Raw genomic sequence first — 22,481 nt, forward strand, 5'->3', positions numbered from 1 at the left:
CGTCAGGCGAAGACCCCGTCCGGGAAGGCCCCGTTGCTCAGCGCCCGACGCACCCACGGGCGTCCCAGCTCAGCGAGTCGGGTGGCGCCGTCCTCACCGAGTGCGTCCCACGGCTCCACGGCCATCCGATCGGTGGCCTCTTCGACCCGGCGACGCAGGGCCCGCCCCTCGTCGGTCAGATCGCCCTGCGGCGTCAGCACGCCGTGATCGACCAGATCGGCCACCGCCTCGTCCCACTCCTCCTCGCTCCATCCGCGGGTCGCCCGCGCTGCGGTCACCGTGAAGCCGCGGCCGGTGGCGGTGTGGCTGACGAGCGCCTGGAGACCAGACAGCCCCTCGCCGAGGAGCGCTGCGATGTGCCCGTCGCCGCGGTGCTCGCGCACGATGGTCAGGGCGTGGAAGAGCACGAGGTGGGGTTCGCTCGGCCACGCCAGACCGGCATGTGCTGCCGAGAGCGGGCGACCAGCGACCGAGCAGGCCGACGCCGCCGTGCGGGCCAGCTCGGCCGCCTCGGCGACCTCGTCCGGGTCAAGATCGCCGAGGAGCCGACCCCACGCGCGCGAGATGCCGCGATATCGGGCTGCTGTGACCTCCTCCGGTGAGGCCAGCGCCCACACCCCGCTCAGGTGGCGCTCCACGAGGGTGGGGTTGAAGACGAAGAAGGTCGCCGCCACCGTCCCCGGCGAGACGGCGCCCATCGGTGCCGAGCGCGAGGCGAAGTAGCACATCCGGCCACGGCGAAGTCCGATCCCGGTGAGCTCCTCCTCCACCTCCGGGGCGAAGTACCCGAAGGCGTGGAGGGTCTCGAGAGAGCGGGCGATGCGGCCGGCGTCGTGGGCGTCCATGGCTCATGTCTACCCGCTCGCGGCTCCTCACTCCTGGGGCGAGTCCCTGTCCTCGCCCGTTGCCAGGTCGCCGCACTCGATCTCGTCGGCGCCGTGCCGACGCAGGTAGGCGCCGGCGCCGCGGTCGCCCGCGAGCTCGGCGACGAGCGGGGCCCAGTGGTCGCGCCCGATGAGCACCGGATGGCCGACGACGCCCGAGTACACCGCCCGACGAAGGGAGTCTCCCCGCACCTCTCCCTCCAGCAGCCGCGCGGCCACCTCGGCGGTGACGTCCGGCAGGTCGACGAGGTGGATCAGCGCGGCGGTCGCGCTGGTCGGGTCGAGGGCGCGCAGGCCGTGGGCGAGCGAGGCGCCGAGCCCGTCGGCCCAGTCGGGGCAGTGCGTGTAGTCGGTGCGCGGCAGCGCCAGCTCTGCGGCAGGTCCGCTCGCGCCGAGGACGACGGTGACTGCGGCACAACCCCCTTCGTCCAGGACGCTGACCGCCCGGGCCAGCCACGAGGTCCCGTCGGGGTCGGACTTGAGGGCCTTGGGCATCCCCATGCGGCGCCCGGCTCCGGCGGCCAGCAGCAGTCCCTGCACCCTGTCCATGCGCACGACCTTAAGGAAATTCGCACCCGCGTGCGCACGACCTTAAGGAAATTCGCACCCACGTGCGCACGACCTTAAGGAGATGCGACTCCTTGACCGGACACTGAACGCACGTTTAGTGTGCTGAACGTGAGTTCAGCAACCGACGATCGCACCGCCCGGGCGCGGGTGCGCGATGCCGCCCTCGAGCTCTTCGCCGCTCACGGTGAGGACCGGGTGACCATGCGCCAGGTCGCCGAGCTGGCCGATGTCTCCCCCGCCCTCGTCGTCCACCACTTCGGCTCCAAGGCCGGCCTGCGCGAGGCGGTCGTCGAGCACGTCCGGGCGTGGATGGACGAGCTCTTCGACCTCTCGACCGACACCGGCCTGGCCGAGGACATGCAGGCCGGCGAGTGGTCCTCGATCGGCGAGGTGCTCCAGCAGGCTCTGCCCGAGGGCTCCCCCGTCATCCCCTACCTGCGTCGGCTGCTGATGACCGGCGACCCGGTCGCCACCCAGCTGCTGCGCGACTGGCACCGCCGCACCGTCGAGATCTTCCGCGCGTGGGATGCCGCCGGCAAGCTCATCGCCGGGCCCGACCCCGAGACCCGCGCCGCCCTGGCGATGTCCTCCGACCTCGGGACCCTCTTCCTCGCCGATCACTGGCACCAGGTCCTGGGCTTCGACCCCCTCCACGGGGCGGGCCTGGCTCGCTGGGCCGACGAGGCGATGCGCTTCTATGCAGCAATATTGCCCTCATCCGATACAGGTGAAGACAGCGCGATCGGGACCCAGCCCCCTTCGCTCGAGGAGACCCCATGAGCACGTCAGCCATCATCGACGCCCGCGGCCTGCACAAGACCTACGGCCACACCCACGCCCTCGACGGGCTGGACCTGAGCGTGGCTCCCGGCGAGGTGCACGGGTTCCTCGGACCCAACGGCGCGGGCAAGTCCACGACCATCCGCGTCCTCCTCGGACTCACTCGGGCCGAGGCCGGTGAGGTGAGCGTGCTCGGCGGTGATCCGTGGCACGACGCCGTCGAGCTGCACCGGCGGCTCGCCTACGTCCCCGCCGGCGTCACCCTCTGGCCCGGCCTGACCGGCGGCCAGTGCATCGACGTCCTCGGCAGGGCGCACGGCGGTCTGGACGAGGCGCGCCGCGCGGACCTCGTCGAGCGATTCGACCTCGACACCCGCAAGCGGACGCGCGACTACTCCACCGGCAACAAGCAGAAGGTCTCGCTCATCTCCGCCCTCGCCGCGGACGTCGACCTGCTGCTCCTCGACGAGCCGACCTCGGGCCTCGACCCACTCATGGAGCAGGTCTTCCAGGACGTGGTCCGCGAGCGCGTCGCCGACGGCACGACGGTGCTGCTCTCGAGCCACATCCTCGGTGAGGTCGAGGCGCTGGCCGACCGGGTGAGCATCATCCGCGCCGGCCGGACCGTCACCACGGGCACGCTCGCCGACCTGCGCCGCAGCACGAGCAGCCACGTGCATGCCGTCACCGACGCCGCCCCCGGCCTCGCCGGGCTGGCCGGCGTCACCGCGCTGGACGAAGGGAGCATCGACGGCCGCTTCGACACCCGCTGTCACGTCGAGGCGACCGCGGTGAGCGAGGTCGTCGGCCGGATCCACGCCGCCGGGGTGCACACGCTGACCATCACCCCGCCGAGCCTGGACGACCTCTTCCTCGAGCAGTACCGGGAGGGGGACTCCCTTCGAGACGGCCGCGGGGCGGCCTCCGCCCACGCGGAACGTGGGACCCAAGGGAGCGACGGGGTCGGGGTGCAGCGGTGAGTGCCCTCAGTGCCGCCGGGGTCGGGACCAGCCTGCGGGTGCAGTGGCACACCGGGTGGAAGGTCGTGCTCGGCTGGGTCCTGGGGCTCTTCGCCGTCGTGCTGCTGACCACCTCGTCGATCACCAGCCTCTACGACACCCCCGACAAGCTGCGCTCCTACGCCGAGACGACCACGGGTCCCGGCATGCGAGTGCTCAACGGCGTCGTTGCGGGCACCGACACCCTCGGTGGGGCGATGGTCAACGAGCTCGGCTTCGTCATGGCCTTCGCCGTCCCGCTCCTGGCGATCGCCCTCACGCTCCGCGGGACTCGAAGGGAGGAGGAAGCCGGCCGCCTCGAGCTGCTGCTGGCCTCCCGGGTCGGGCGACAGGCGCCCCTCCTCGCGGCCGTCGCCCTGTCGCTCGTCGCCCTCGTGGGGCTGGGCCTGCTCACCGCGCTCGCCTTCGTCGTCGTCGGAGCCGACGCGCTCGGGGCCCTCGTCTACGGAGCGGCGGTCGCATCGCTGGGCGCGGTCTTCGTCGGCGTGAGCACCGTTGCGGCGCAGGCCTTCGGTCACACCCGATCGGCCTGGGCCGCCAGCCTCACCGTCGCCCTGCTCGCCTACCTCGTCCGCGGCGCGGGAGCGGTCGACGAGACCTGGCTGCTGTGGGTCTCGCCGCTCGGTTGGTACGACAAGGTGGCCGCCTTCGGTGAGCCGCGAGCGCTCCCCTTCGTCCCGAGCGTCGGGGTCGCCCTGCTCCTGCTCGTGCTGGCGCTGTGGCTCTCCACCGCCCGCGACGTCGGCGGCTCACTCGTCGCCGCCCGGGTCGGGCCGCACCGGGCGAGTGCCGGGCTGGTCGCCCCCTTCGGCCTCGCGCTGCGCGATCACCGCACCGTGACACTCGGCTGGGCCGTGCTGACCGCGGTCCTCATGGGCACCTACGGCTCGCTCATGCAGACCGTCATCGACGCGATCAAGGGCAACCCCGACCTCGCGGCCTGGCTGGCAGGTGGCGAGGCCGGCATCGTCGAGCCGATGGCCGCGATGTTTGTCCTGCTGCTCGCGCTGCTCGTCGGTGGCTACGTCCTGCAGGCGCTCGGCTCCCTGCGCAAGGAGGAGGTCTCCGGCCGGCTCGAGCTGCAGCTGAGCGAGGCCCGTGGTCGCGTCGCCTGGCTCACCCCGCACCTCGTGGTCATCACGCTCGGCACGCTGCTCGTCGGCGGCGCCGGAGGGCTGGCGCTCGCGGTGAGCACCGCTGCGGCACTGGGCGACTCGTCGTGGATCCCGACGCTGCTCCTCGCCTCGGCGCAGTACCTGCCGGTGATGCTGCTGCTCGCCGGGCTCTCGCTGGCGCTCTTCGGCTGGTGGCCTCGGGCCCAGGCCGCGGCCTGGGCGGTCTTCGGCGTCGCCGCGGTCATCGGCTACATGGGGCCGGGGCTCGATCTACCGAGCTGGCTGATCGAGTGGGCGCCCTTCGGCCTCGTCGGCGATGTCCCGGCGGAGAGCCTCGACGTCACCGGGGCGCTTGTCGCGGGGGTCTTCGGGGTGGGGCTCGCAGGGCTCGGGCTCCTCGGGTTCACCCGGCGGGACATCCCGCACCGGTGAGACCCGGTTTGTTACGCGCGGGTACGACGTGCGCTACAGACGTAGTGCGCAAGCGGAACCCCGGAAATCCAGGGTTCTCCTGTCGGTCTACGTCAGTAGTGGTAGTCGTACCCGCAGGTAACTAACCGGGCGTCGCCGCTGACCCACCACACATTGCCGCTGACCCACCACACATTGCCGCTGACCTCACCGACCGTCGCCGCGCGCGGAGGGACCCCCTGCGGCCCTCCGCGCGCGAAGCTCGTCCTGCTGGCGGCGACGCCGCACCTCGCTGCGCGCGAGCGCGAGGCCGATGATGATCGGCACCATGTACTTGACGTGGTCCAGCGCCCAGCGCACCCAACCCGGCAGCTCCCAGTCGGGCCACGGCACCGCCGGCAGGTCGATCGACGGCCACGGGATCGACGGCAGGTCCACGTCGGGCAAGGGGATCGAGGGCCACGGGATCGAGGGCAGGCCGAACCGGCGGACCAGCCAGAAGAAGACGATGCCGATGAGGATCGGCACGACGACATTTGCCACCCCCTTGGCCACGTGCAGCGAGGCGTGGCGTCCCGGCCGCAACCTCACCCGCTCCTCCCGGAGCGCGGCGGGCGAGCCCGGCTCCGGCACGAGGTCGAGCCCGCCCACGCCGATCCGGGCAGCGGCCTCGGCCGTCCGCCGCTCGCCCTCGAACCACGTGGCGCGCAGTGGCTTGCTCAGCCCGGTGAACCGCGCCCGGACCGCGCCGAGCGAGGCGGCGAGCTCGTGGTCCTCGCTGACCACGAGGTACAGGTTGTCCTCCACGCGCGATGTGGCGGTCGCGATCTCCTCGCCGTCGACCCACCACGTGGCCTCGTTGCGCCAGCCGTCCCCGACGGAGGTCTCGACGCGGTGCTCCCGCCCGTCGATCTCCATCTCGTAGACCTGTGTCTCTGCCACGACGCCGACGCTACGAGGACACCCACGCCCGGCACATCAGCCGCAGGCCCCTCCTTCGTCATCGTTTGGCAGGGCTTTGGCCGACCCCGGTGCGCCTCCACCGCCCGGGCAGCGACCGGTCGTAGGTTCGCAGGAATCGACTCCGAGGTGTGTCCCCGTGAAGATCAACAACGACCCGGTCTTTGTCCGGCGGCGCCGTGTCGCCCTGGCTGCGCTCGTCATCGTCCTGCTCGTGCTCGTGCTGTGCATCGGCAAGCTCATCGGTGGCGACGGCAGCGCCTCCGCCGCCAAGGCTCCCGCGAGCGCGCCGCCCACCGCGTCACCCGCACCCGCCAAGGTCGAGAAGCCTGCCCCCAAGGAGAGCGCCGCGGTGACCGGCAAGCCCGCCGCCCCGGCCGACTCGACGATGGTCCGCGTGCAGCGCCTCACCGGTGAGCTGACGCCCAAGTCCGTCGTCGCCTCGCCCTCCGGCCAGGTCTTCGCGCAGAACATGATGTACACGCACACCGTCAGCGCCTTCACCGCCGACGGCGCGCTGCACAAGACGATCTCCGACGCGGTCGACCTGTCCGACTTCGGCGTCAAGGGGCACCCGGGCACGAGCAAGGGCGCGCCGGTCGAGATGGCCTTCAGCCCCGACGGCAAGACCGCGTGGGTGAGCAACTACTCGATGTACGGCCAGGGCTTCGAGCCCGAGGGCAAGGACGCCTGCGTCGGCCCCGAGGGCATCTCCGACAGCTACCTCTACAAGATCGACACCGCGAGCCTGAAGATCACCGACGTCGTCCAGGTCGGCGCCGTCCCCAAGTACGTCGCCGCCACCCACGACGGCTCCAAGGTGCTCGTCACCAACTGGTGCTCGATGGACATGGACGTCGTCGACACCAAGACCAACAAGGTCACCGAGACGATCCAGCTGCCCGGCAAGCACCCCCGCGGCATCGCGATCAGCCCCGACGACAAGGTCGCCTACGTGGCGATCATGGGCTCCGACGAGACGGTCAAGGTCGACCTCGGCTCTGGCGAGGTCGTCGACTTCGCCGACACGGGTGACGGGCCCCGCCACCTGCTCGTCTCCCCCGACGGCTCGCGGCTCTACGTCTCCAACAACGGCTCGGGCACCGTGAGCGAGGTCGACGCCGCCACCGGCAAGACCCTGCGCGAGGCCAAGGTCGGCAGCCAGCCCCGCTCGATGGCGATCAGCCCCGACGGTGGCGCCCTCTACGTCGGCAACTACGCCAGCAGCACGGTGAGCAAGATCGCCACCAAGGACTTCGAGGTCGTCCAGACCGAGCAGACCGACGGCCTGCCCATCGGCATCACCTACGAGCCCACCAAGAAGCGCGTGTGGGTCGCCAGCTACGGCGGCTCGATCGTGGTCTTCGACGACTCCCACGCCGCGTGAGGGTCGCGCTCGTCCTCAACCCCTCGAAGGGGGGTTGGGAGCGAGTCCTCGACCGGGTCACCGCGGCGGCCACCGAGGCCGGCTGGCCGCCACCGACGGTGCACCTGACGACCCGCGAGGAGACCGGGCGATCGCAGGCGAGCGACGCAGCCGCCGAGGGTGTCGAGCTGGTGGTCGTCGCCGGGGGCGACGGCACGGTGCGAGCGGTCGCCCACGGCCTGTCGGGCACCGGCGTCGAGCTGGCCATCGTCCCCACCGGCACGGCCAACCTGCTCGCACACAACCTCTCGCTCCCGCGCAGCATCCCCGCCGCGGTGCAGGTGGCGCTCACCGGCCGCGCCCGACCGGTCGACCTGGGGATCGCGCACGTGGACGACGAGGTGAGGGACCTCCCCTTCGTCGTGCTGGCGGGGATGGGACACGACGCGGCGACCGTCGCGGCCACCCGGCCAGCGCTCAAGGAGCGGATCGGCTGGCCCGCCTATGTCGCGCCGGCCGCGGTCAGCGCGCTGCGCCGGCCGGTGCCCGTGACCGTCCGCCACGACGGCGGCGACCCCGAGCACATGCGGGTGTGGAGTGTGCTCGCGGCCAACTGCACCCGGGTGCGCGCCGGGGTGCACATCGCGCCAGGTGGGCTCGTCGACGACGGTCTCTTCGACGTGCTCGAGATGACCGTGACGCGTCCCGGCCACTGGGTCGGCGTGGCGGCGAAGGGAGTCTTCCGCCTCCCCGGCGATGTCGCCGGGCTGTCGACCCGAGCCTCCCGCGAGGTCGAGATCGTCAGCGAGGAGCCGCTGCACGTCCAGCTCGACGGCGACGTCGTCGGGCCGGCGCGGCGGCTGCACGTGCGCTGCCTGCAGCACGCGCTGCTCGTGCGCTCCCGCTAGGCGCCTTGCTCCCCCCTGCGTCGCAGGTCCCGCCGCTCCTCGCTCGTCAGGCCGCCCCAGATGCCGTGGTCCTGGCCCGTGCGCAGCGCATGGGAGAGGCACTCCTCGGCCACCGGGCAGCCGGCACAGATCGACTTCGCCCGGCGCTCCTGCCACAGCGCGGGTCCTGCGGAGCCGACGGGGAAGAAGGTGTCGAGGTCTTCTCCCTCGCAGGCCGCGAGCTCACGCCAACCCGGGGCGTCACGCCCTGGTCGACCCCGGCCCCTCGGGTTCAACAGCAGCCACACTCGCTGCGGCTCGAGGCCAGCTCGCGCCCGCTGACCTCCTGCAGACGGATCGCCGTCCAGAAGGTCTCCTCCGGGTGGCCCTCCCACGGGACGTCGAGCAGCTCCTCGAAGCGCGCGCAGACGGCCGGGTCGGAGACCGTGTCGGCTGCCCCGCGCACGAGGACGCTCCACCCCGTGTGCTGCAAGGGGTCGTAGTGGTCGACCTGGAAGGTCACCGACTCGTGGTTGACGGCCGCCGCGAGGGACGAGTCCCATCGGGTGCGGAAGGCGATGGTGCTCTCGTCGATGACGTGGTTGACCGGGAGGACGATCACCTCGCCCTTGTCCTGGAAGGCAACTCGGCCCATCGGACGCGAGGCGATGCGCAGCAGGCACTCGTCGAGGTTGAGCACGTCCAACCCACGGTGGTCGACCGGTGCGGGTGATCGGCCGGGGCTCTGGATGGTTGTCATGGTGACCTCCTGGCATCTGCGTCCGGTGAGGAGCGCTCCTTGTGGTTGGGGTCTGATTATTTTATACGTTTTTGTCCGTGAATAATAGAGGCGTCGCAGGGGCGAGAGGCCCGAGTCAGCGAGGTCGCGACGGCGGCCCGCGGCTTGATGGTCCGGTCCGCCGAACGGGTAGGTTCACCAGCATGAACCTCGATTCAGGAATGGAGTCGCGATGAGCTCGGGAGCAGTCCGCGAGGAGGACACCTTCGACGTGACCCGGGTGGCCACGTGGCTGCGCGGGCAGGTCGGCGACGACCTCGCTGCGCAGCTCGAGGGCGACCCGCAGGTCCGCCAGTTCGAGGGCGGGGCCTCCAACCTCACCTACGAGCTGCGCTGGCCCACAAGGGCGCTCGTCCTGCGCCGCCCACCCCACGGTGCCCTCGGCGGCTCGGCCCACAACATGCACCGCGAGCACGACCTGCAGGCCGCGCTCGGCCAGGCCTTCCCGCACGTGCCCGGCATGGTCGCGCTGTGCACCGACGAGTCGGTCCTCGGCTGCGACTTCTACGTCATGGACAAGGTCGAGGGCACGGTCCTGGGCAAGGACCTGCCGCAAGGAGTCACTCTCGACCCCGAGCAGGCACGGGCCCTGTCCGACAACGCACTGGCCACCCTGGTCGAGCTCCACGAGGTGGACGTCAGCGCCGTCCCCGACCTGGCCGCGCTCGACCGGGGCGAGGGCTACGTCCGGCGTCAGGTCGAGAGCTGGATCAAGCGCTTCCACGCGGCGGCCACCGACGACGTGCCCGACTTCGCCGAGGTCATCGACTGGGTCACGGAGCACCAGCCCGCCGATCGACCGCACGCCCTGATCCACAACGACTTCCGGCTCGACAACCTCGTGCTCGACGCCGACGACCCGACCCGGGTCGTCGGCGTCCTCGACTGGGAGCTCGCGACCGTCGGCGACCCGCTCATGGACCTCGGCGCGGCCCTCGCCTACTGGACCCATGCCGACGACGACGCGACGTCACTCTCCCTTCGCCTGCAGCCGACGCACCTGCCCGGCATGCTCACCCGCGCCGAGATCGTCGAGCGGTACTGCGCCGCACGAGGACTCGAGGTGAGTGACCGCGACCTGACCTTCTACGAGGCCTTCGGGCACTTTCGCCTCGCCGGCATCGCCCAGCAGATCTACCAGCGCTACCGTGCCGGCAAGACGACCAACCCACGCTTCGCGGTCTTCGGCCCGATGGTCACCCACCTCGAGACCCGCTGCCGTTCCCTCATCGGCTGAGCCCCCCTTCGCCACACCCCAGGAGCACTCCATGACCTTCACGACCCTCATCACCGGCGCCAGCTCCGGGCTCGGCGCCGAGATGGCCCGCCAGTTCGCCGCGCTCGGGCACGACCTCGCGCTCACCGCACGCCGCACCGATCGCCTCGACGCGCTCAAGGCCGAGATCACCGCCGCCCACCCCGCGCGCCGGGTCGAGACCTATGCCCTCGACGTCACCGACGACGACGCCGTCACGCGGGTCTTCGACCAGGCGAAGGGAGACCTCGGTCGCCTCGATCGCGTGGTCGTCAACGCCGGCCTCGGCAAGGGCGCGCCCTACGGCAAGGGCAGCCACTACGCCAACCGGCAGACCATCGAGACCAACGTCCTCGGCGCCGCGATCCAGACCGAGGCCGCGATGGCGATCTTCCGCGAGCAGAAGGCCGGCCACCTCGTGCTCATCTCCTCGGTCACCGCGCTGCGTGGCATGCCCAAGTCGATGACGACCTACGGCGCCTCCAAGGCCTTCCTCGCCTCGCTCGGCGAGGGCATCCGCTCCGAGATGATCGGCAAGCCCGACCTCGACATCGACGTCACCGTGCTCTTCCCCGGGTACATCCGCACGGAGATGAACGAGAAGGTCGAGCAGCAGACGAAGTTCATGGTCGACACCGAGGTCGGCGTGCGCGCGATGGTCGTCGCGATCGAGGGCCGCAAGGCCAAGGCGCTCGTCCCGCCGAGGCCCTGGGTGGCTGTGGGCTCGGCGATGAGGGTCTTGCCGCTGTCGGTCGTGCGCAAGCTGCTCTGAATCTCCCCCGGTCCCTGAGGAGGTCGCCCCGCGACCGTCTCGAAGGGCCGGCTCCGGTCGAAGGGGGGTGACGGCGCCCGCCGAAGTCCTTCGTCTCGCTGCCGCCGGCGGTTGTCGTCACTGACTTCGGCCTGATGTGCGCCGTCATCCCCCTTCGGCCTGCGCCACCTCGGTACCGGCAGTTGTCGTCACTGACCTCGGCCTGATGTGCGCCGTCACCCCCCTTCGGCCTGCGCCATCTCGGTACCGTGCGTGGCGGCCAGACGGGCGGTGAAGTCGTCGATCGCGTCGGCCAACTCGGGTGGGTCGAGAACCTCGAGCGTCGCGCCGAGGTCGAAGGCCGCCAGCGTCAGATGGCGGGCGAGGTCGGCCAGGTCGTCGGCGTGCGACTCGACGTCGGTGATGCCCGGCCGGACCTCGGTGGCGACGCCGTAGGCCGCCGGTACGCGGCGGCGCACCGCGTCGACCTCCGCCGTGAGGCGCACCCGCACCCGATGGGCGTAGCCAGCACGGGTCACCGCACGGCGCACGTGCTCCACCGCATCCGGCGCCGGCCGCGGGGTGAAGCGGAAGGTCGAGGCCCGCACCCCCGCCATCCTGTCCAGGCGGAAGGTGCGCCAGTCCTCCCTTCGCCCGTCCCAGGCGAGCAGGTACCACCGCCTGCCGGTCGCGACGAGGCGGTAGGGCTCGACATCGCGCTCGCTCGCCTCGCCCGTGCGACCCGTGTAGCCGAAGCGGGCCCGCACCCGGTCGCGGATCGCGTGGGCGAGAACGACGAGGACCCCCGTGTCGACGTCGTCGGTGGCGCCGGGCAGCAGTGCGGTCGCGTCGGCGATCGCCGCGACCTCGCCGCGCAGACGAGGCGGCATCACCTGGTCGAGCTTGGTGAGCGCGCGGACAGCCGGCTCCCCGATCGCCGAGATCCCTTGTGCGCCAACGCGAAGGGCGACGGCCACCGCCACGACCTCGTCCTCCTCGAGCAGGAGCGGCGGCATCCGCCCGCCCGAGCCGAGCCGGTAGCCACCCCCGACCCCGGGGGTCGCCGCGACGGGATAGCCGAGGTCGCGCAGCCGCTCGACGTCCCGGCGCAGGGTGCGGGTGGTCACCCCGAGCACCTCGGTCAGCTCGGGCCCGGTCCACACCGACCGGGTCTCGAAGAGCCCCAGCAGGCGCAGCACACGCTCGGTCGTCTCGGCCATGCACCCATCCTCCTCCCATTGGTGACAGGAAGTGTCCGCAATGGGGTCGACAGTGGATCTCAGACGAAGGGCGAGGGACCTCCCTTCGCACACCGAGACAAGGAGCACCCCATGTACGCACCGGCCGTCCACGACGAGAGCACCGGCTACGCCGAGTACGTCGACCAGCAGCTCGAGGCGCTGCGCGCCAGCGCCCACGGCCTGACCGAGGAGCAGGCCCGCCTCACCCCGACCCGGTCAGCGCTGTCGATCGGCGGGATCATCAAGCACACGAGCTATGTCATCGCTCCGCCCGAGGACAAGCAGGGACGCGTCGAGGAGGGCGGCGAGGTCAGCGCCGACGCCTTCGCGGCCTTCATGGACACCTTCGCGCTGCGTGACGACGAGACCCTGGCGGGGACGATCGAGGTCTTCGACCGGCGCCGGGTCGCGATCGTCGAGTGGGTCGCCTCCCGCGACGCCGATGCCGACTCGAGCGTCCCGCCGGCCCCGTGGTTCGGCCAGATGACCAGCTCGGACGTCAAGCTGCGCTACTCCCTCGTCCACGTCATCGAGGAGCTGGCCCGGCACGCCGGCCACGCCGACATCATCCGCGAGCAGATCGACGGGGCGCAGAGCGGCGAGCTCGTCCTCGCCGACACGGGGCGACCGGCGACCCCCTTCGCCCAGCCCTGGTCCGCCAAGGAGCCCGCCACGTCATGATGTCCGGGTGAGGATCACCGGACTCGTCATCAGCTCCCCCGACGTCGCCGCCACGCAGGCCGCGTGGCGGCGCTTCGGCGCGCTCGACCGGGAGGTGCTGGTCGAGGCCGGCGACGACGGCAGCCTGGCCGCGCTCGTCCTCGGCGTCGACGACGTGGCCGCGACCGAGCGCCTGCTCCAGCGACGCGGGCTCGAAGGTGACGCAAGCGGCTTCGACGTGGGCGGTCTGCGGTGGCGACTGGCCCCCTTCGTCCCCGGCGAAGGGAGCGACCTCGCCCTCGACCACGTCGTCGTGCGGACCGGTGACCCCGAGCGGGCCGCTGCCGACCACGGCGCCCGGCTCGGTCTGGAGCTGCGGCTGGACCGCCGGCTGGAGGAGCACGGCTTCCGCGGGCTCTTCTTCCGCTGCGGTGATGCGGTGGTCGAGGTCGTGGCCCCGACGAAGGGGGTCGACGGCCCCGACGTCTTCGGTGGGATCGCCTGGCGCACAAGGGATCTCGAGGCAACCCGAGAGCGCCTGGTCGGCGCCGGCGTGGAAGTCTCCGAGGTCCGGGTCGGGCGCAAGCCCGGCACCCGGGTCGCCACCGTCCGCGACCCCGCGCTGGGCACCCCCACCCTCCTGATCCAGCAACCCGCCTGAGCGCGCATCTCCTTGAGGTCGTGCGCACTCACTGCCCTTCTCGCGGGCGGGTGCAGACTGGAGCCATGGTCACTGCTGCACAGACCCTGCTGACCCACCTCGACGAGCTGGTGCCGGCGCACCTCGACCTCTACGAGGACCTGCACAGCCACCCGGAGCTGAGCTTCCAGGAGCAGCGCACCTCCGGCATTGTCGCCGTCCGGCTGCGTGAGCTCGGCTACGAGGTGACGACCGAGATCGGCCCGACGGGCCTGGTCGGGGTGCTGCGCAACGGCGACGGCCCCACGGTCCTCTCCCGCGCGGACATGGACGCCCTGCCCGTGCTCGAGGAGAGCGGCCTGCCCTACGCCTCGACCGCCACCGCGACCGATGCCGAGGGGCGCGCGGTGCCCGTCATGCACGCGTGCGGCCACGACATGCACGTCACCTGCCTGCTCGCCACGGCCCAGCTGCTCGCGGAGCACCGCGAGACCTGGTCGGGCACCTTCACCGCCCTCTTCCAGCCGGCCGAGGAGGTCGGCACCGGCGCCGCCTCGATGGTCGACGGTGGTCTGGCGGCGGCAATCCCGACCCCCGACGTGGCGCTGGGCCAGCACGTCATGGGCCTGCCCCACGACACCGTCGCCAGCCGACCCGGCCCGGCGATGTCGGCGGCCGACAGCATCAAGGTCACCGTGCACGGCCGCGGGACGCACGGGTCGATGCCGCACATGGGCATCGACGCCGTCCTGCTCGCCAGCTCGATCGTCGTGCGGCTGCAGGGGATCGTGGCCCGCGAGCTCGCGCCCGGCCAGTTCGGCGTCGTGACGGTCGGCAGCCTGCAGGCGGGCTCCAAGAGCAATGTCATCCCCGGCACCGCCACCCTGCTGCTCAACCTGCGCAGCTACGACGACGCGACCCGCACCCGGCTGCAGGCGGCGGTCGAGCGGATCGTGCGGGCGGAGTGCGAGGCGTCCGGCTCGCCCCGGCCTCCGGACTTCGAGTACACAGACCCCTTCCCGCTGACCGACAACTCCCCGCAGGTGCACGCGCGGGTGTCGGCGGCCTTCACCGAGCACTTCGGCGACAAGGCGATCGCGATGGAGCCGTCGACGGGCAGCGAGGACTTCAGCCACATCCCACGGGCCCTCGGTGCGCCGTACCTCTACTGGGTCTGGGGCGGCTTCGACCCCGGGACCTACCACCGCGCCGAGGCAGACGGCACGCTCAACTCGACGATCCCCGGCAACCACGCGAGCACCTTCGCCCCCGTGGCCGAGCCCACCCTGCGCACCGGCGCCAGCGCGATGACGGTCGCGGTCCTGTCCTACCTGGCGAAGGGGGCCTGACCCCCCTTCGCCGGTGGGGCGGGGGCCGCCCCGGACTCATTTGATTGGTTGCGCCATGCAGGTATATAGTTGATGGGTGCACACAACCACTCCGGCCGTCGCGGTCCACCTGCAGGAGACGCTGGGTCGCGTCTTCGGTCAGTTCGCCAAGATGATCGCCCGGCGGCAGGCCACCGACCCCCAGGCCATGAGCCGCACCGACTACTCCCTCCTCGGCGTCCTCGAGCACTGCCCCCACGACGCCGGCATCCGCATCTCCAAGCTGGCCGCCGCCCTCGGGCACGATCTGTCGACGATCAGCCGTCGGGTCAGCCACCTCGAGAGGCAGGACCTGCTCGAGCGGGCACCCGACCCGAGCGACGGCCGCGCCTACACCGTGTGCCTCAGCCCGGCCGGCAGGACGGCGCTGCACGACGAGCGCATCGCCCGCACCGGCCTCCTGGGCGCGATCCTCGTCGACTGGCCCGAGGCGGACCTCGTCGAGCTCGACCGTCTCCTCACCCGCCTCAGCGACGACCTCGCCACCGACGCCGAAGCCGCCCACCGCCCTTCGCCACTCCCCACCACCGCAAGGACCGCTTCATGAGCACGACAGCCCCCGCTCCCTACAAGATGAGCAAGGAGCATCGGCGTGTCTTCATCGGCCTGATGCTCGGCATGCTCGTTGCCTCGGTCAGCCAGACGATCGTCGGCCCGGCGCTGCCGCGCATCGTCGCCGAGCTCGGCGGCATGGACCACTACAGCTGGGTCGCCACCGCGGCCATGCTCGTCTCCGCCGTCACCGTGCCGATCGTCGGCAAGCTGTCCGACCTCTACGGCCGCCGCACCTTCTACATCGGCGGCATCATCGTCTTCATGGTCGGCACGATCTTCGCCGGCTTCGCCCAGAGCTTCTGGATGCTCGTCATCGCCCGTGGCATCCAGGGCCTCGGCATGGGCACCCTGATGCCCCTGTCGCAGACCATCATCGGCGACATCATCCCGCCCCGTCAGCGCGGCAAGTACCAGGGCTTCATGGGCGCCGTCTTCGGCGTCACCTCGGTCGCCGGGCCGCTGGCCGGAGGCGTCGTCACCGACCACCTGGGCTGGCGCTGGCTCTTCTTCGTCACCCTCCCGGTCGGTCTGATCGCCCTGACCTTCATCGTCAAGTTCCTCCACATCCCGCACGAGCCGCGCAAGGCGGTCATCGACTACCCGGGCATCGCGACCCTGTCGACCGCCCTCATCGCCCTCCTCGTCGCCGTCTCCTCCGGCGGGACCTCGTGGGCCTGGGGCTCGACCACCTCGCTCGTCCTCTTCGGCATCGCCATCGTCGCGGGCATCGCCTTCGTCCTCATCCAGCTGCGCGCCGTCGAGCCGATCCTCCCGCTGCGCCTCTTCGCCGACCGCACGATCGCGCTGAGCCTCGTCGCGTCCTTCGGTGTGGCCATCGTGATGTTCGGCTCGATCATCTACATCCCCGTCTACGCGCAGGGAGTCATCGGGGTCAACGCCACCAACTCCGGCCTGATCCTGATGCCGCTGATGCTCGGCTTCATCATCTGCGGCATCCTCACCGGGCTGCTCATCACGCGGACCGGGCACTACCGGCCCTTCATGCTCGCCGGCATCGCGATCATGGGCGGCGGCGTCTTCATGCTGACCCGCCTGGACCACAACGCCACGGCCGGTCAGCTCACCCTGGCGATGGTCGTCCTCGGCATCGGCCTGGGCATGGCGATGCAGCAGTACACGCTCATCGTGCAGAACGTCGTCTCCCGCAAGGACATGGGCGTCGCCACCGCGTCGACCCAGTTCTTCCGCAACGTCGGCTCGACCGTCGGCATCGCCATCTACGGCACGGTCATGGCCAGCGGTCTGGGTGAGCGCATCGCCTCGCACCTGCCGTCCGGCCTGCCGGCCACGGCCACCGGGCACATCGACGCCGGTGCCGTGCTCGACCCCTCCGCCCTCAGCCAGCTGCCTCCGCAGGTCGCCGAGGCCGTGCGGTGGGGCCTGGCGCAGCAGCTCGGTGACGCCTTCACCCTCGGCCTGCCGGTCCTGGCCGTGGTCTTCCTCGCGACCCTCTTCATCCCGCACACGCCGCTGCGCGAGAGCAACGAGGAGCACCCCGCCGAGGACGCGGGCCAGCACGTGCTCGACGCCTACGCCTCGGAGTCGCCCGACGCCGACCCGCGCAGCACCGAGCCGCAGCTGACGGCGTCCCCGCGGGCCTGAGCCGCTCCCTTCGTCGCTCGACGGCCGTCACGCCGTAGAGCTCGGCCCCGTCCCGCACCCGCGGGGCGGGGCCGTCGGCGTGACGCACCCGCGGGGCGAGTCGAGCTCTACGGCGACCTGCGCCAGAGTTACTTGCGGGTACGACACCCACTTGCCATTCCCGCCCGACGGAAACCCCTGATTTTCCGGGGTTCTGCTCCCTGCCTACCGATGTAGTGCACGTCGTACCCGCAGGTAGCTAAAGGAGCGGGAATTGCCGAGCGCTCACAAACCGCCGCTCGCTGCCGTCGATCGGGTCCACGAGCTCGACGGTGCTGGCCAGGAGCTGCAGCGGCCGGGAGAAGTCGTCGACCGAGACATCCAGCTCGACCGGGTAGAGCGGGTCGCCCACGATCGGGATGCCCAGATCGTTCAGGTGGAGGCGCAGCTGGTGGGTCCGCCCGGTCTGCGGCGTCAGCCGGTACACCGCCAAGTCCCCGACCCGGGACTCGAGCTCGATTTGGGTCACCGCGTTGACCGGGGCGTCGGGCACCACCTGAGCCTGCAGCACCCCGCGCGTCTTGTGGATGTGGTTGCGGACCGTGACGGGCAGGGCCAGGTCGTCGCGGCAGGGTGCCAGCGCCAGGTAGGTCTTGCGCACCTGCCGGTCGGCGAAGAGCGTCTGGTACGGCCCGCGCCACCGACGCTCCGTCGCCAGCATGAGCACGCCGGAGGTCACCCGGTCCAGGCGGTGCAGCGGCGAGAGCTCTGGCAGACCCAGCTCGTCACGCAGCCGGACCACCACGCTCTGGCGCACGTGTCGACCTCGCGGGATCGTCGAGAGGAAGGGCGGCTTGTCCACGACGACGAGCCGCTCGTCGCGGTGCAGGACGGTCACCTCGCCGGGCACCTCGGGCTCGTCGCGCAGGTCGCGGTGGAACCACACGAAGGTGTGCGGGCGGTAGGCGTCGTCGGCCAGGACCGCGCGCCCGTCGTCGTAGACGAAGCGCTCATCGGCGAGCATCCCCTCCACGTCGACCTCGTCCGGGCTCTTGTCCCGCAGCCACGCAGCCATCGTCGACCACGGTCGCGGTCGCCCGTGGTCGAGGTCGGGCGTGCGCACCCACGCGGCGCTGAGCCCGTGGCGGGCAGGGAGGGGTGAGCGTGGGGGCACGATCGAGAGACTAGGCGCCCTTCGAGATGGTCGCTGCGCGACCTCCTCAGGGACCACGAGGGGGAATGTTTGATTTTCAACTACTGTTGGTACAGGTGACCGCAACCCGAAGGAGCACCCGATGCCCGCCGTGACCGTCGACAACATCCTCACCCTCCCCCGCGTGACCCAGCCGCGCCCCGACGCGATCTCGCGCCCGGTCCTGTCCGTGAGCACGGCGCCCAAGAGCTTCGAGGGCGAGGGCTTCCCCGTCCGACGTGCCTTCGCCGGCGTCGACATGGCGCGCCTCGACCCCTTCATCCACATGGACCAGATGGGTGAGGTCGAGTACGCCCCCGGTGAGGCGCGCGGCACCAGCTGGCACCCTCACCGCGGCTTCGAGACCGTCACCTACATCATCGACGGCACCTTCGCCCACGAGGACACCCACGGCGGCGGCGGCCTGATCACCGACGGCGACACCCAGTGGATGACCGCCGGGTCCGGGCTGCTGCACATCGAGGCCCCGCCGGAGGAGCTCGTCGTCGGTGGTGGCGTCTTCCACGGCCTCCAGCTGTGGGTCAACCTGCCCAGCCACCAGAAGATGTCCGACCCGAAGTACCAGGACATCCGCTCCGGCCAGGTCGGTCTGCTCTCCAGCCACGACGGGGGCGCGCTGCTGCGCGTCATCGCCGGCGAGCTCGACGGTCACCAGGGTCCCGGCATGACGACGACCCCGATCTCGATGATCCACACGACGATCGCCCCGGGCGCGCGGATGCACATCCCGTGGCCCGAGGACTTCAACGGCCTGGCCTATGTGCTCTCCGGCCGTGGCGTCGCCGGTCCCGAGCGGCGACCGATCCGCGAGGGTCAGCTCGCCGTCTTCGGCTCCGGCGGCGCGCTCGAGATCGCGGCGGACGACCGGCAGGACTCGCGCAGCGCCTCGCTCGAGGTCATCCTGCTCGGTGGCCGTCCCATCCGTGAGCCCGTCGCCGCGTACGGGCCCTTCGTGATGAACACCCGCGAGGAGCTCGTCACCGCCTTCGAGGACTTCCAGGCCGGTCGGCTCGGCGTCATCCCCAAGACGCCCAAGGTCCGTCCCGCGCTCGAGGTCGTCGAGGCGATGGAGCACGGCGGACACCCCGGGCACGACGTGCTCTGAGCCCGCAGGTCCCCCTTCGCCAGCCGTCGGCGAAGGGGGATCAGCGCGTCAGCTGCTGCAAGGAGACGTGCACTGTGGCCGGGTCGCCCGGCTCGATGAGCACGAAGCGGCCCCACAGTCCGCCATTGCCGGTCGAGGCGCTGCACCCGCGAGTCTCCGGGCCGGCCTCGACGTCACCGAGGAGCTCCTGGTGCATCTTCGGCACGAAGGACTGGCGGCCCGCTCCGCCCATCGGCTCGCAGACGGCCTCGGCCTCGACGCGCGGCGCCGTGAAGGCCAACGCCCATGCGTGCTCGCGGTCGGGCAGGTCCGACGACGTGATCGTGACATCCGTCGCGCCGGCCGGCAGCTCCAGTCCGGCCTGCTGCATGGCCTCGCTCGGGCTCGGCAGCTCGTCCGTGGGGTCCTGCCCACCCAAGCGGACGCTGGAGCAAGCACTGAGCGTCAGGGCCAGCACCCCGACGACGACGTTGGTGCGCAGTGTCACTGGACTCCCCTGGGGTCGACATGGTCGAGGACTCACCGTAGATCTCGAGCTCCAGCGAGATCCCTGCCCTGTGCAGGGACGCCAGCCGGGCATCGCTCACCGTGAGCGGTCCGTCCCCCCAGGCCGAGACCGGGCCTAGGAACGTGCGAAGGGGTCCTGCCCCCGCTTGATCGCCGCCTGCGCCTTGCCGACCTTGCCCGTCGCCGCCCACCGCCTGCGCGCGGCCGACCGCGCGGCCGGGTCGGTGCGCATGGCGATCCACTCGGCCTCGCGCTGCAGCTTCTGCCAGCTGTGCCAGCGCCGCTCGTCGAGATCACCTTCCTCGAGCGCGGCGCGCACCGCGCACCCGGGCTCGCTCACGTGCCCGCAGTCGCTGAAGCGGCACGACCCGATCAGCTCCTCGACGTCGGGGAAGGTGAGGGCCACCCCTTCGCCGTCGTCGTGCAGACCGATCGAGCGCAGGCCGGGGGTGTCGATGAGGACCCCACCGTCGGCGAGCGGGACGAGCTCGCGCGCGGTCGTCGTGTGCCGGCCCTTGCCGTCCTGCCGCGTGTCCGAGACCGCCTGGACCGGCTCTCCCGCAAGGGCGTTGACGAGGGTGGACTTGCCCGCGCCCGACTGGCCGACGAGCGCGGTCGTGCCACCGGCGAGGACCGCGGCGAGCTCGTCGACGCCTTCGCCGGTCTCGGCCGAGACGGCCAGGACGCCCACCCCGGGGGCGGCCGCCTCGACCTCGGCGCGCGTGGCGTCCGGGTCGAAGGCCAGGTCGGTCTTGGTCAGCACGACGAGCGGCTGGGCCCCCGACTCCCAGGCGACGACGAGGTAGCGCTCGATCGTCGACAGGTTGACCCGGGTCTCGAAGGGCACCGCGACGAGCACGTGGTCGAGGTTGGCGGCCATGACCTGCGCGTCCGAGCGCTCACCGGCGGCCTTGCGCACGATCGAGCTGCGGCGGGGGAGGACGACGCGCACGACGTCCCCGTCGTCACGACGCTCCAGGCCGACCCAGTCGCCGGTCGTCGGCTGGTCCTCGAGATCACTGCCGGCGGGTAGGCGGACGAGCGCGGGGACTGGGCCGGCCGTGGTGTGCACGGTGACGCGGCCCCGGTCGACCCGGCCGACGCGGCCGGGCTCGAGGGCGAAGGGGGTCGCCCCCTTCGTCTCGCGGTAGGCGGCCGCCCAGGCGTCGTCCCAGCCCAGCGGTACCAGATCGGTCGTGTCGGTCATCCCGGCCACGGTGGCACCACGGGCCCCGGGCCGCCACCGAATTACCGCGGTCGGGCGGTGCTCAGGTGCGTCGGCGGCTCTGGGGCGCGGCCGGGGACGTCATGGACCGACCCGGCGGCGGGAGGGACCACCCAGCGCGGCCCACACGGTCGTCTGCCGCTCGTCGCGCTGCACGCCCCACTCGTGGGCGATGCTGCGCACGATCCGCAGCCCACGGCCGGAGGTCGCCCACACCTGGCGCGGCGCCGGGGCCGGCTCGGTCTCGGCTCCGCCGTCGCTGACCTCGATCTCGACGGAGTCGCCGCGCGCCTTCCAGTGGATGCGCACGGTCCGGTCCGAGAGCGGAGCGGCGTGGCGAAGGGAGTTGGTCACGAGCTCGGTGGCGACCAGCTCGGCCTCGCTGACGATCTCGTCGGAGACCCCCCGCGCGGTGAGGTCCAGGGCGATCGCCTCACGGACCCTGGTGACGGTCTGCAGCTCCCAGCGGGCGCGGATGGTGCGCGCCTGGCCTCGGCCGATCTCACCGCCGAAGGAGTCGACGGTGCGCTCGGGGTCGATGCCGTCGTGTGCCTGGCCCATGATCTGGAAGGGTCCCTTCGTCGCGGTCGCTGGCCCGGCCATTGTCCCTGCTCTGGCGGTGCTACCCAACCAGGCCACGCCGAGGGCCTACGCTGACCGCCATGGGTAAGGCATCTCGTCGTAAGAAGGACACGCAGGGCAAGACCACCAAGGTCGCCCCCGCGCCCTATGTGGCACGCCCCTTCGAGGGGCTGCCGGGCGAGCCCGACTGGGTCGCCGCCTACGAGATCCTCCCGGCGGCGACGGCCGTCCTGACCCTCAAGGCGGGCGCCGTCCCCGAGGGCTCCCCCGCGACGGTCACCCTCGCGAGCGTGCTGCCGATGGCCTGGCCGGCGCTGCGCCGGCAGGACGGCGAGATCCTCATCGCCAGCCAGTCCGGCTCCAGCAGCAGCGACCCGAGCCGTGACCTCGCGCAGGCACTGCTCACCGCGCTCGCCACCGAGCCGGGCGCCCCGATCCCGCAGCTGCCCCGCACCACCGTGGAGACGCCGCGGTTGCAGGAGCTCATCGACACCGACGCTCCCTTCGAGATCACCGTGCACGAGGGCTTCGACTTCTGGGTCGACGGCCAGGAGCTGACCGGTGAGGCCGCCGCGTCGCTCGAGCAGGCCAACGGCTCGGTCGTCCCGACCTCCCCGATCGCCGGCACCCCGAGCACCTACTGGTGCCGGATCGGCGAGCGCACCTACATCCGTCACGTCCTCGCCGACGACGAGGACACCGCGACCACGGCCCTCGCCCGGCTCCACGCGAAGGGGGCGGCCCACCTCGACGACGAGCGTCGCCTCCTCGGCGCCTTCCGCGCCGGTGGCCTCCTCGTCCCCGTGTGGGAGGTGCCCGCCGACTCCGAGCCGTCGGAGCACGAGGGCGCCGTCGCCGACTTCGCCGAGCGGTACACCTCGGCTGCCGCAGCCACCGACGAGCTCACTGCCGAGGAGCGCCGGGCCCGGTCCGGCCTGCTCTCGCGGCAGGTGACGCTGCGCTGAT

24 protein-coding genes are annotated in these 22,481 nt (G+C 71.7%); 14 read left to right on the forward strand and 10 right to left on the reverse strand.

The window, feature by feature from the left end; genetic code table 11:
- Positions 1-2: 2 nt before the first annotated feature.
- Both EXU32_RS14900 and EXU32_RS14905 read right to left on the reverse strand, forming a co-directional pair.
- Positions 3-845, reverse strand: a complete 843-nt coding sequence (locus tag EXU32_RS14900) for an SCO6745 family protein (protein WP_130630613.1) — start codon at positions 843-845, stop codon at positions 3-5.
- Between the two features lie 27 nt (positions 846-872).
- On the reverse strand, positions 873-1,433 hold the full coding sequence (locus EXU32_RS14905) for a nucleotidyltransferase family protein (RefSeq protein WP_130630614.1): 561 nt from the start codon (positions 1,431-1,433) through the stop codon (positions 873-875).
- A 129-nt stretch (positions 1,434-1,562) separates the two neighbouring features.
- On the opposite strand from EXU32_RS14905, the gene EXU32_RS14910 reads away from it, so the two are divergent.
- From EXU32_RS14910 to EXU32_RS14920, 3 genes are read left to right on the forward strand one after another with little or no spacing between them, the layout of a single operon-like run.
- Positions 1,563-2,234, forward strand: coding sequence for a TetR/AcrR family transcriptional regulator (locus tag EXU32_RS14910; protein WP_165399700.1), 672 nt, complete (start codon positions 1,563-1,565; stop codon positions 2,232-2,234).
- Positions 2,231-3,214, forward strand: coding sequence for an ABC transporter ATP-binding protein (locus tag EXU32_RS14915; protein WP_130630616.1), 984 nt, complete (start codon positions 2,231-2,233; stop codon positions 3,212-3,214). Before EXU32_RS14910 ends, EXU32_RS14915 begins: the two co-directional genes overlap by 4 nt.
- A complete protein-coding gene (locus EXU32_RS14920) occupies positions 3,211-4,800 on the forward strand; it encodes an ABC transporter permease (RefSeq protein ID WP_130630617.1) in 1,590 nt (529 codons plus the stop codon). The genes EXU32_RS14915 and EXU32_RS14920 overlap by 4 nt, the downstream gene beginning before the upstream one ends.
- Positions 4,801-4,986: 186 nt before the next feature.
- Here EXU32_RS14920 and EXU32_RS14925 read toward each other — a convergent pair whose 3' ends face one another.
- The gene (locus tag EXU32_RS14925) at positions 4,987-5,721 is read right to left on the reverse strand and encodes a hypothetical protein (protein ID WP_130630618.1); all 735 of its coding nucleotides are present in this window, start codon (positions 5,719-5,721) and stop codon (positions 4,987-4,989) included.
- Between the two features lie 157 nt (positions 5,722-5,878).
- Between EXU32_RS14925 and EXU32_RS14930 the strand changes: the two genes are divergently transcribed.
- Both EXU32_RS14930 and EXU32_RS14935 read left to right on the forward strand, forming a co-directional pair.
- Positions 5,879-7,126 carry a beta-propeller fold lactonase family protein gene (locus tag EXU32_RS14930; RefSeq protein ID WP_130630619.1) on the forward strand — a complete coding sequence of 416 codons (1,248 nt, stop codon included), beginning with the start codon at positions 5,879-5,881 and terminating at the stop codon, positions 7,124-7,126.
- Positions 7,123-8,013, forward strand: a complete 891-nt coding sequence (locus EXU32_RS14935) for a diacylglycerol/lipid kinase family protein (protein ID WP_165399701.1) — start codon at positions 7,123-7,125, stop codon at positions 8,011-8,013. The genes EXU32_RS14930 and EXU32_RS14935 overlap by 4 nt, the downstream gene beginning before the upstream one ends.
- Here EXU32_RS14935 and EXU32_RS14940 read toward each other — a convergent pair.
- Positions 8,010-8,288 (reverse strand): WhiB family transcriptional regulator, encoded by a 279-nt coding sequence (locus EXU32_RS14940; protein ID WP_130630621.1) that lies wholly within the window; start codon positions 8,286-8,288, stop codon positions 8,010-8,012. The genes EXU32_RS14935 and EXU32_RS14940 overlap by 4 nt on opposite strands.
- On the reverse strand, positions 8,285-8,752 hold the full coding sequence (locus EXU32_RS14945) for a pyridoxamine 5'-phosphate oxidase family protein (protein ID WP_130630622.1): 468 nt from the start codon (positions 8,750-8,752) through the stop codon (positions 8,285-8,287). Before EXU32_RS14945 ends, EXU32_RS14940 begins: the two co-directional genes overlap by 4 nt.
- A 211-nt stretch (positions 8,753-8,963) precedes the next feature.
- Between EXU32_RS14945 and EXU32_RS14950 the strand changes: the two genes are divergently transcribed.
- Positions 8,964-10,028, forward strand: coding sequence for a phosphotransferase family protein (locus EXU32_RS14950; protein WP_130630623.1), 1,065 nt, complete (start codon positions 8,964-8,966; stop codon positions 10,026-10,028).
- Between the two features lie 31 nt (positions 10,029-10,059).
- Positions 10,060-10,818 (forward strand): SDR family oxidoreductase, encoded by a 759-nt coding sequence (locus EXU32_RS14955; protein ID WP_130630624.1) that lies wholly within the window; start codon positions 10,060-10,062, stop codon positions 10,816-10,818.
- A 215-nt stretch (positions 10,819-11,033) separates the two neighbouring features.
- Here EXU32_RS14955 and EXU32_RS14960 read toward each other — a convergent pair whose 3' ends face one another.
- On the reverse strand, positions 11,034-12,017 hold the full coding sequence (locus EXU32_RS14960; RefSeq protein ID WP_130630625.1) for a helix-turn-helix transcriptional regulator: 984 nt from the start codon (positions 12,015-12,017) through the stop codon (positions 11,034-11,036).
- A 111-nt stretch (positions 12,018-12,128) separates the two neighbouring features.
- Between EXU32_RS14960 and EXU32_RS14965 the strand changes: the two genes are divergently transcribed.
- From EXU32_RS14965 to EXU32_RS14985, 5 genes are all read left to right on the forward strand, one after another.
- A complete protein-coding gene (locus EXU32_RS14965) occupies positions 12,129-12,719 on the forward strand; it encodes a DUF664 domain-containing protein (protein WP_130630626.1) in 591 nt (196 codons plus the stop codon).
- 7 nt (positions 12,720-12,726) lie between these two features.
- The gene (locus tag EXU32_RS14970) at positions 12,727-13,359 is read left to right on the forward strand and encodes a VOC family protein (RefSeq protein WP_207233818.1); all 633 of its coding nucleotides are present in this window, start codon (positions 12,727-12,729) and stop codon (positions 13,357-13,359) included.
- A 65-nt stretch (positions 13,360-13,424) separates the two neighbouring features.
- Positions 13,425-14,687 carry an amidohydrolase gene (locus EXU32_RS14975; RefSeq protein ID WP_130630627.1) on the forward strand — a complete coding sequence of 421 codons (1,263 nt, stop codon included), beginning with the start codon at positions 13,425-13,427 and terminating at the stop codon, positions 14,685-14,687.
- A gap of 76 nt (positions 14,688-14,763) precedes the next feature.
- Positions 14,764-15,273, forward strand: coding sequence for a MarR family winged helix-turn-helix transcriptional regulator (locus tag EXU32_RS14980; protein WP_130630628.1), 510 nt, complete (start codon positions 14,764-14,766; stop codon positions 15,271-15,273).
- Positions 15,270-16,904, forward strand: coding sequence for an MDR family MFS transporter (locus EXU32_RS14985; RefSeq protein WP_130630629.1), 1,635 nt, complete (start codon positions 15,270-15,272; stop codon positions 16,902-16,904). Before EXU32_RS14980 ends, EXU32_RS14985 begins: the two co-directional genes overlap by 4 nt.
- Positions 16,905-17,142: 238 nt before the next feature.
- Here EXU32_RS14985 and EXU32_RS14990 read toward each other — a convergent pair whose 3' ends face one another.
- Positions 17,143-18,057, reverse strand: a complete 915-nt coding sequence (locus EXU32_RS14990; protein ID WP_130630630.1) for a pseudouridine synthase — start codon at positions 18,055-18,057, stop codon at positions 17,143-17,145.
- Positions 18,058-18,178: 121 nt separating this feature from the next.
- Here EXU32_RS14990 and EXU32_RS14995 point away from each other — a divergent pair, with 121 nt between their 5' ends.
- Positions 18,179-19,201, forward strand: coding sequence for a pirin family protein (locus EXU32_RS14995; protein ID WP_130630631.1), 1,023 nt, complete (start codon positions 18,179-18,181; stop codon positions 19,199-19,201).
- Positions 19,202-19,241: 40 nt separating this feature from the next.
- Here EXU32_RS14995 and EXU32_RS15000 read toward each other — a convergent pair whose 3' ends face one another.
- The 3 genes from EXU32_RS15000 to EXU32_RS15010 form a co-directional block, all read right to left on the reverse strand.
- Positions 19,242-19,688, reverse strand: coding sequence for a hypothetical protein (locus EXU32_RS15000; RefSeq protein WP_130630632.1), 447 nt, complete (start codon positions 19,686-19,688; stop codon positions 19,242-19,244).
- A 135-nt stretch (positions 19,689-19,823) separates the two neighbouring features.
- Positions 19,824-20,915 carry a ribosome small subunit-dependent GTPase A gene (gene rsgA / locus EXU32_RS15005; RefSeq protein ID WP_130630633.1) on the reverse strand — a complete coding sequence of 364 codons (1,092 nt, stop codon included), beginning with the start codon at positions 20,913-20,915 and terminating at the stop codon, positions 19,824-19,826.
- A 99-nt stretch (positions 20,916-21,014) separates the two neighbouring features.
- Positions 21,015-21,536: an ATP-binding protein gene (locus EXU32_RS15010; RefSeq protein WP_242612806.1), complete on the reverse strand. Its 522-nt coding sequence runs from the start codon at positions 21,534-21,536 to the stop codon at positions 21,015-21,017.
- A 59-nt stretch (positions 21,537-21,595) separates the two neighbouring features.
- Between EXU32_RS15010 and EXU32_RS15015 the strand changes: the two genes are divergently transcribed.
- The gene (locus EXU32_RS15015; protein ID WP_130630634.1) at positions 21,596-22,480 is read left to right on the forward strand and encodes a DUF5926 family protein; all 885 of its coding nucleotides are present in this window, start codon (positions 21,596-21,598) and stop codon (positions 22,478-22,480) included.
- Position 22,481 lies beyond the last annotated feature (1 nt).

Origin of the sequence: Janibacter limosus, from assembly GCF_004295485.1 — a bacterium.
Lineage (GTDB): Bacteria > Actinomycetota > Actinomycetes > Actinomycetales > Dermatophilaceae > Janibacter > Janibacter limosus_A.

Coding starts and splice junctions, on each gene's coding strand:
- EXU32_RS14995 (WP_130630631.1), top strand. CDS start 18,179: ATGCCCGCCGTGACCGTCGACAACATCCTCACCCTCCCCCGCGTGACC.
- EXU32_RS14945 (WP_130630622.1), bottom strand. CDS start 8,752: ATGACAACCATCCAGAGCCCCGGCCGATCACCCGCACCGGTCGACCAC.
- EXU32_RS14950 (WP_130630623.1), top strand. CDS start 8,964: ATGAGCTCGGGAGCAGTCCGCGAGGAGGACACCTTCGACGTGACCCGG.
- EXU32_RS14905 (WP_130630614.1), bottom strand. CDS start 1,433: ATGGACAGGGTGCAGGGACTGCTGCTGGCCGCCGGAGCCGGGCGCCGC.
- EXU32_RS14985 (WP_130630629.1), top strand. CDS start 15,270: ATGAGCACGACAGCCCCCGCTCCCTACAAGATGAGCAAGGAGCATCGG.
- EXU32_RS15015 (WP_130630634.1), top strand. CDS start 21,596: ATGGGTAAGGCATCTCGTCGTAAGAAGGACACGCAGGGCAAGACCACC.
- EXU32_RS14965 (WP_130630626.1), top strand. CDS start 12,129: ATGTACGCACCGGCCGTCCACGACGAGAGCACCGGCTACGCCGAGTAC.
- EXU32_RS14955 (WP_130630624.1), top strand. CDS start 10,060: ATGACCTTCACGACCCTCATCACCGGCGCCAGCTCCGGGCTCGGCGCC.
- EXU32_RS14900 (WP_130630613.1), bottom strand. CDS start 845: ATGGACGCCCACGACGCCGGCCGCATCGCCCGCTCTCTCGAGACCCTC.
- EXU32_RS15010 (WP_242612806.1), bottom strand. CDS start 21,536: ATGGCCGGGCCAGCGACCGCGACGAAGGGACCCTTCCAGATCATGGGC.
- EXU32_RS14975 (WP_130630627.1), top strand. CDS start 13,425: ATGGTCACTGCTGCACAGACCCTGCTGACCCACCTCGACGAGCTGGTG.
- EXU32_RS14960 (WP_130630625.1), bottom strand. CDS start 12,017: ATGGCCGAGACGACCGAGCGTGTGCTGCGCCTGCTGGGGCTCTTCGAG.
- EXU32_RS14915 (WP_130630616.1), top strand. CDS start 2,231: ATGAGCACGTCAGCCATCATCGACGCCCGCGGCCTGCACAAGACCTAC.
- rsgA (WP_130630633.1), bottom strand. CDS start 20,915: ATGACCGACACGACCGATCTGGTACCGCTGGGCTGGGACGACGCCTGG.